Source organism: Aquibacillus salsiterrae, from assembly GCF_028416595.1.
In the GTDB taxonomy this organism is placed as follows: domain Bacteria; phylum Bacillota; class Bacilli; order Bacillales; family Amphibacillaceae; genus Aquibacillus_A; species Aquibacillus_A salsiterrae.
In genome coordinates, this window is sequence record NZ_JAMQKC010000045.1 from 1 (window position 1) to 5,877 (window position 5,877).

At 36.1% G+C, this 5,877-nt stretch carries 5 protein-coding genes; 2 read left to right on the top strand and 3 right to left on the bottom strand.

The genetic code is table 11. The features are described from left to right. The first annotated feature begins 28 nt into the window (after positions 1–28). Together NC799_RS17990 and NC799_RS17995 are read left to right on the top strand one after the other, a co-directional pair. On the top strand, positions 29–154 hold the full coding sequence (locus tag NC799_RS17990; RefSeq protein WP_272447814.1) for a competence protein ComK: 126 nt from the start codon (positions 29–31) through the stop codon (positions 152–154). Positions 155–208: 54 nt separating this feature from the next. After that, on the top strand, positions 209–1,129 hold the full coding sequence (locus tag NC799_RS17995; RefSeq protein ID WP_272447810.1) for a DnaD domain-containing protein: 921 nt from the start codon (positions 209–211) through the stop codon (positions 1,127–1,129). A gap of 537 nt (positions 1,130–1,666) precedes the next feature. On the opposite strand, the gene NC799_RS18000 is transcribed toward NC799_RS17995, so the two are convergent. The 3 genes from NC799_RS18000 to NC799_RS18010 all read right to left on the bottom strand — a co-directional run bounded on the left by NC799_RS18000 (position 1,667) and on the right by NC799_RS18010 (position 5,484). Next, a complete protein-coding gene (locus NC799_RS18000) occupies positions 1,667–2,845 on the bottom strand; it encodes an AbiH family protein (RefSeq protein ID WP_272447811.1) in 1,179 nt (392 codons plus the stop codon). 769 nt (positions 2,846–3,614) lie between these two features. Beyond that, positions 3,615–4,160, bottom strand: coding sequence for a hypothetical protein (locus NC799_RS18005; protein ID WP_272447812.1), 546 nt, complete (start codon positions 4,158–4,160; stop codon positions 3,615–3,617). After that, entirely contained in the window at positions 4,141–5,484 is a 1,344-nt protein-coding gene (locus NC799_RS18010) for an AAA family ATPase (RefSeq protein ID WP_417006707.1), read from the bottom strand. Before NC799_RS18010 ends, NC799_RS18005 begins: the two co-directional genes overlap by 20 nt. Positions 5,485–5,877 lie beyond the last annotated feature (393 nt).

Below are 5,877 nucleotides of genomic sequence, written 5' to 3' on the forward strand. Positions count from 1 at the left end.
GCCTACGACACAGCAACTATCCCAATCGATTATCACGTTTAAAAATGAGGAACAGCTTGCCTTGAAAGAATCCTATTATGTAATGGAAAAACAAATGTATCGAACGGCCACCTGCATGCTTGCATTCTCCCAGCAAACCAAACAAACAAACTAGCTAAAAAAACCACCCAGCAATCCACCCGACTCAAAATCGAAAGGAAAATATCCAATGAACTACATCAAACAACTCAACGCTTTTTATAATCAACTTGACTTCAATCCGCTTTCTAATAACGCTATCCTGCTATGGCATTCCCTGATGCAAATCAACAACAAAACCGGTTGGAAACAAGAATTTACCGTTGCTGCCAAGGTAATTACGGCAAAAATTCAGTTGAACGAAAGTGCTTTTAAGCGGGCACGTACGGAATTGCAGGAAAAGGGGTATATCCGTTGCCAATCACGTAGTGGCAATCTTGCACCTGTTTATGAGATAATTCGTTTAACGATTGAACATGATTGCACTTCTACTCTAACCATCAGCGACGATCTATCTCCTATAACCGAAACGAACAATCACATGCAGCAACAAATACCAAACGCTACGTCCAGTCCATTTGTGAGTGTCAATGCGGAGGGCAATGTAACCGGCACATCGAACGACAAACTGAACAACAAACCGACCGTATTAACTAAACAAGATATAAAAGAAATAAAGACCAAACAAAGCCATGAAACAATAAATACCCAAGCCGAGTCTTTCTACGAACAAAACATCGGGAAGGTCACGCCATTCATCCAAGGTCTATTATCGAATTGGACTTCAACCTTAAATGAACCACTTGTTATCGAAGCGATGAAACAATCGGTGGAACGAAATCATGCCAATTGGAAGTACATAGAAAGCATTTTAAAAGCCTGGCAAAACAAAAATATTAATACTTTAGAACAGGTGGAGTCGGACCAACACGCTTTTAAACAACAACGACAAGCACAGTTCCCGAGCAAGAATTACCCCAAACAAGAGGTTATCCCTGACTGGTTTCATAACCGGAACAAAAAAGTCGATGCACCTGAACACAAGAATAACGAACCAATTGATATTGAAAAGCGGTTGAGAGAATACACAAACAGTAAAGGCATTGGTTGAATACTGAGCCATCACCTATAAATAAACCAGACCCATCCGCCACACATGAAAATAAATCTTTTTAGCCACGGATAGGGTCTGATCATTACATAAATCTTCGGGGTTAGCACTTTGTGGTAAATTACTTGGCGGACACTCATAAAAAACGGAGGCACGAATGATAATTGTCCCCCTCTTTATACTAAAAACAAAATCCACACCTGTCCTCGCCCTTTTTGTCTTTTTGTGGTGCCTGACACCAAGTACCTGTTGATTTGTGTTGATTTGAAACTGGTGGCATGTAGAGAAAACCCTTATTTAGGGCTCTCTTCAAGTGTCCACGGCTAAAAGACAAAACATCGTTTTGTCTTTTTTAGGTACCTGGTACCGATTTTCTAGGGGACACTTTAGAAAGGGAACCTATGTAAGAAGCCACTCTAGAAAGAGACCTAAACGCTTTTAATTTAAATTCTATTGGAACAACTAATACGACACCGTCTCCATACCAAGAACAAATGTCTTTCGACAGGGTCTGACACCCTAGCCTCTTTGTGCGCATTATGTAATTAACAATGTGATCTGATCCACCTCTATACCCATTGCACCTGTAAACATCTTAATACCTTCTATATTGCCCGCACTATGACAGCTGATAAACCATTCAATGTTCTTCTTATTTTTGTTTACGCTGATTATCTTTTTAAAATAATCCCAGTCCACAGGAGAAAGTGAATGGCCAACAATTATTATTCTGCTCACATTCGACAAGCCACCAAAGAACTCTTGATTGTTCTTTATTATATCCTTGCAGTTCTTTGTGGTTTCTTCATCGTACCAAGAAAGGTTCCGTGCCGCCGTATCAATCGCTGCCTCTACCATCTCGCGTTTCCGACTGTTTTTATACTTCGGCAATCTGTAACCACCAACTAAATCATCGTCACCTGCACCAGGAACATGGCCAATTATCAACTTATCCTTCGGGTGGTATTTCTTTTTTCGTCTGCAACCATGAATATAGCAAACATTCTCTTTTTCCACGCCATACAACTCTTCTATAAATTCCGTATAGTTAAAGTTAAGCGTATTGGAATTACAGACTACTCCATTGAGCGGTCTGTAGGCCATATCCAGCACTTTCAATGACTCTACCCACATACGAAATCTTCGAGGCAAATCATTAGTTATCGTTTGCGAAGGTCCAGTCGCTGTGTCAACAGCTGCAAAAAAATCTGCAGCCTGCGCATCCGGGTCATAAGCATCGAAGTCGTCAAGCCACATATCAATAACTTCAAACATATCTCCACTGTTGATATGAGCTAAAGCATCCTCAAAATCAGCCCACAAATCTTCAACATTCAGGTAGGTTTCAAGAGCAAAACGCAATGAATTATTCTTCCCGAGCGAATCTCTGAAATTATTATAGCTGGACTTTACACCATGCATCAGATCAAAGCCGTTACCTATGATGTTAAGTGTAACCGATGGATCACCTGTTGGAAAGCTACCAATACTTACGTTCTTGAATGGTGTAGCGATTAATGCCTGTTTGAAAAATTCTGCTTGTTCTATCAGTTTCTTTGCTTTTTGTTCTTGTTCCCACTCTTGTTTCCTTGTAGTGCGACACTTCTTACAGCGTTTCGGCAATGTGAGATTCTTATTTTCATAGAAGGCTTGTTCTCCAGCAGTAAAGTAAAGAGCACCGCAATCATCACATATTCTTAGGTATTCTTCTGCCACGTGCGTCACCTCCCTTTTCTATAAGGTTCTTCTTCGCTATAGCTGACCTGACGAGGTGTGATGACTGTGAATATACTTGGTCTCCAATGACCAAGTTGGCGAAAAGCCTCAATATCTCCTGTTCACTATTTATTCGTTTTGCAAAAATAACACCTAAAACCCTTGTTACCTCATCTTTCCGTTTTAAATAGAAAGTTGTTACAAAGGCTATTATTAATCCCGCGTAAGGGTAATAATTAAATTAAATATCCCATCGCACATAAACTAGGGAATGTACAAGCCATTTTAAAAGCATAGCGGAATAAAGGTGTTGCCACGATAGAACAGGTCGAGTCAGACCAAATAGCCTTTCAACAGGAACGACAAGCACAAACCTACTCCTCCAAAACCACCAAACAAGAAGTAATCCCTGGTTGGTTTAATGATAGAGAGAAAAAGTCAGATGTACTTCCAAGCAAAGCAACTGAGCCAATTGATATTGAAAAGCGTTTGGAGGAGTATCAAAACAGTAAAGCGATTAGTTATTCATGATGTTATACATGGACGAGTCCACCTGATTCTTATTCAAAAACCCCCCCTGAATTTTAGATTCACTGAATGTACAATGAAACTTATTAAAGGGGGCTTCCATTCGAGAAGAAGTTTCTACTTTTGATAAAACCGGATCAAAATGTCCGAGAAAGCGGCTTGTCCTCTTTACATGGAAAAATAACCATTTTGTCTTTAGACAAAGTCTGACCCCATAGCCAAGATATGACAAGTATAAATATTACAATATTTCCTCTATCTTTTCTATGAATCTATCATTAGACATTGTCTCAATTTTAGAAAAAAAAGTTCCTTGATATTTCTTTAGTCCAAATCTAATTTGCTGACCTTCGAGATGAGCTTTCATTTTTCCAACTCTCGATTGAGAATTTTTATTACTGTTATAGACGACATAATACTCTTTTTCTATTAGTTGTATTTCATTAAAAGTGATTTCTGCATGATATTTACTTGTTATGTCATATAAAGCAATAAAGCCACCTTCAATTCCTTTGAATTTCAATTTTTTCTTCTCTTTATTATCAATTTTTCCATTTTTAAACTCAACATAAATGACCTTATTGTCTTTTATGGTAACTAGGTCAGGTGTAGGCAATACGTCTTCTGACATATATAAGTCTTCTATAACTTGATCATAATCTATATATTCTTTATCAGAATTGCAAAGTTCTTCATCATTCGCACTATCCTTACTTAACTCTGTAACGGATTTCTTATAAGAAGATAAGTTGGTTTGAAAAATAGCTTCAATTATTTCTATTGTCATATTTATCACCTAATGCAATGTCTTCTAATTCCATAAATGGTTCTGTTAGCTTTTCAAATATTGTATCTAAGTCTTTCGTTACATTCTTAATAACTGATGATTGGTTTTTATTTTTTTGAGTTAAATAAAAATTTGTCTTTTCTTCTAATTCATACTTGTCACTAAAAACCTTCATTGCTTCTATAAAATATGGACTATGAGAATTAACTATTATCGTTATATCTAATTCTTTCACCAGTAACACTAACAATTGTGCATACTTTATTTGCCAACTTGGATGCAAATGCACCTCTGGCTCATCGATAATAACTATACTTCGATTTGGTATAGGTATAACATGCATTAAAAGCTGTAAAATCCCAAAAGATTTTATACCGGTGGCTATATTATTTAATTTAAAATCAACGGATTCATCTAACCCGTCTTTCTTATATATAAATTCCTTCTTCTTTTGATCATAGTGAAAATTCCCACCAATAATTTTCGATATGATGGAATCTATTTTCTTCCTTTCATCACCCTTGTTAGTTACTACATTGCTCAATGAAAAGTCAGTGGTAGGCCTTTCACTGAGCAATGTGAATAAGTCATAAACATGTAATGGAGAATATAATACAGATTGTCTTCTTGAAGGTGGAAGCAAAAATCTTCTAGGTAACACTCGCATGGGCATATGTCTTGTTTGCATCACATAGGGTGATTCTAAATAGATAACTTCTGAATAATATAATGGATCATGATAGGATAAATTCTTAACTTTATTTTCTTCAAATTCTATAGTGAAAAGCTTATTGGCGCCCTCAGTAACTTCTACTATGGACGGATCATTTGTAAATTGATTCTCAATTTGACCATCAAATTCCGAGGAGATAACTTTGTTAAGGGCTTGATGTTTTACCAAATCATCTTCAGCACTAAGACTAAGCATTTTTTCCATTTCTCTAAATTTTGTTTCTAACCAATCACTTAGGTCTTCAGGTAGTTCAATTTGATTTAGTAGCTCTCTCTTTTCATTAATAATCTCACTAATTGCAACTATTTCTTGATCTTCTGCCGTATTGTAAATTTGATCAATGAATTCAATTCCAATGGCAGAACGAATATCAGTGTTTTCCCCAAAGTCTATCTCACTTCTTACCTTAAAATAAATCTCATCAGCCATACTCAGCAGAGATTCTAATTGATCATCTTCAAATTCATGCTCATACTTCGAAAAAGCCCTAACAAGAGAATAAAGTAATTTCCCTACCGTACTTTTTCCTGTATCATTTTCTCCAGCAATAACTACAAGTCCTTTCACATCTATATCTGCTTCTTTAATCATTCCAATATTCTTAAGAGACAATCGCATTATATATCACACCTTTAAGGTTTAAGTTATTTTACATATCAAATTATAACCATGATTATCCTTCATTATGATAATATCATGTTTCGCATATTTAATTCATTATTCCTAGAAAGTAATTCTTTGGGCATCATAATAATAAGTATATTACTATTAACACATTATAATCATGCCAAAAGATACAGTCACCGAACTTTACAGTATCTATTAATACCCCTTCTTAATAAATGGTGTCACTTTTATATTTAAAAACTTAATATAATTCTCTACCTTAGGTTCAGGAAAGAATGTGAAGATTCTATCTGTATCAACCAAGGAAGAAGTACCTGGTTGGATATAACTATGATAACTGCTCCATTTGTATTCACT

Bases quoted from the DNA above. Each gene is read 5' to 3' on its own strand.
- NC799_RS17995 (WP_272447810.1), top strand. From the start codon at position 209: ATGAACTACATCAAACAACTCAACGCTTTTTATAATCAACTTGACTTC.
- NC799_RS18005 (WP_272447812.1), bottom strand. From the start codon at position 4,160: ATGACAATAGAAATAATTGAAGCTATTTTTCAAACCAACTTATCTTCT.
- NC799_RS18010 (WP_417006707.1), bottom strand. From the start codon at position 5,484: ATGATTAAAGAAGCAGATATAGATGTGAAAGGACTTGTAGTTATTGCT.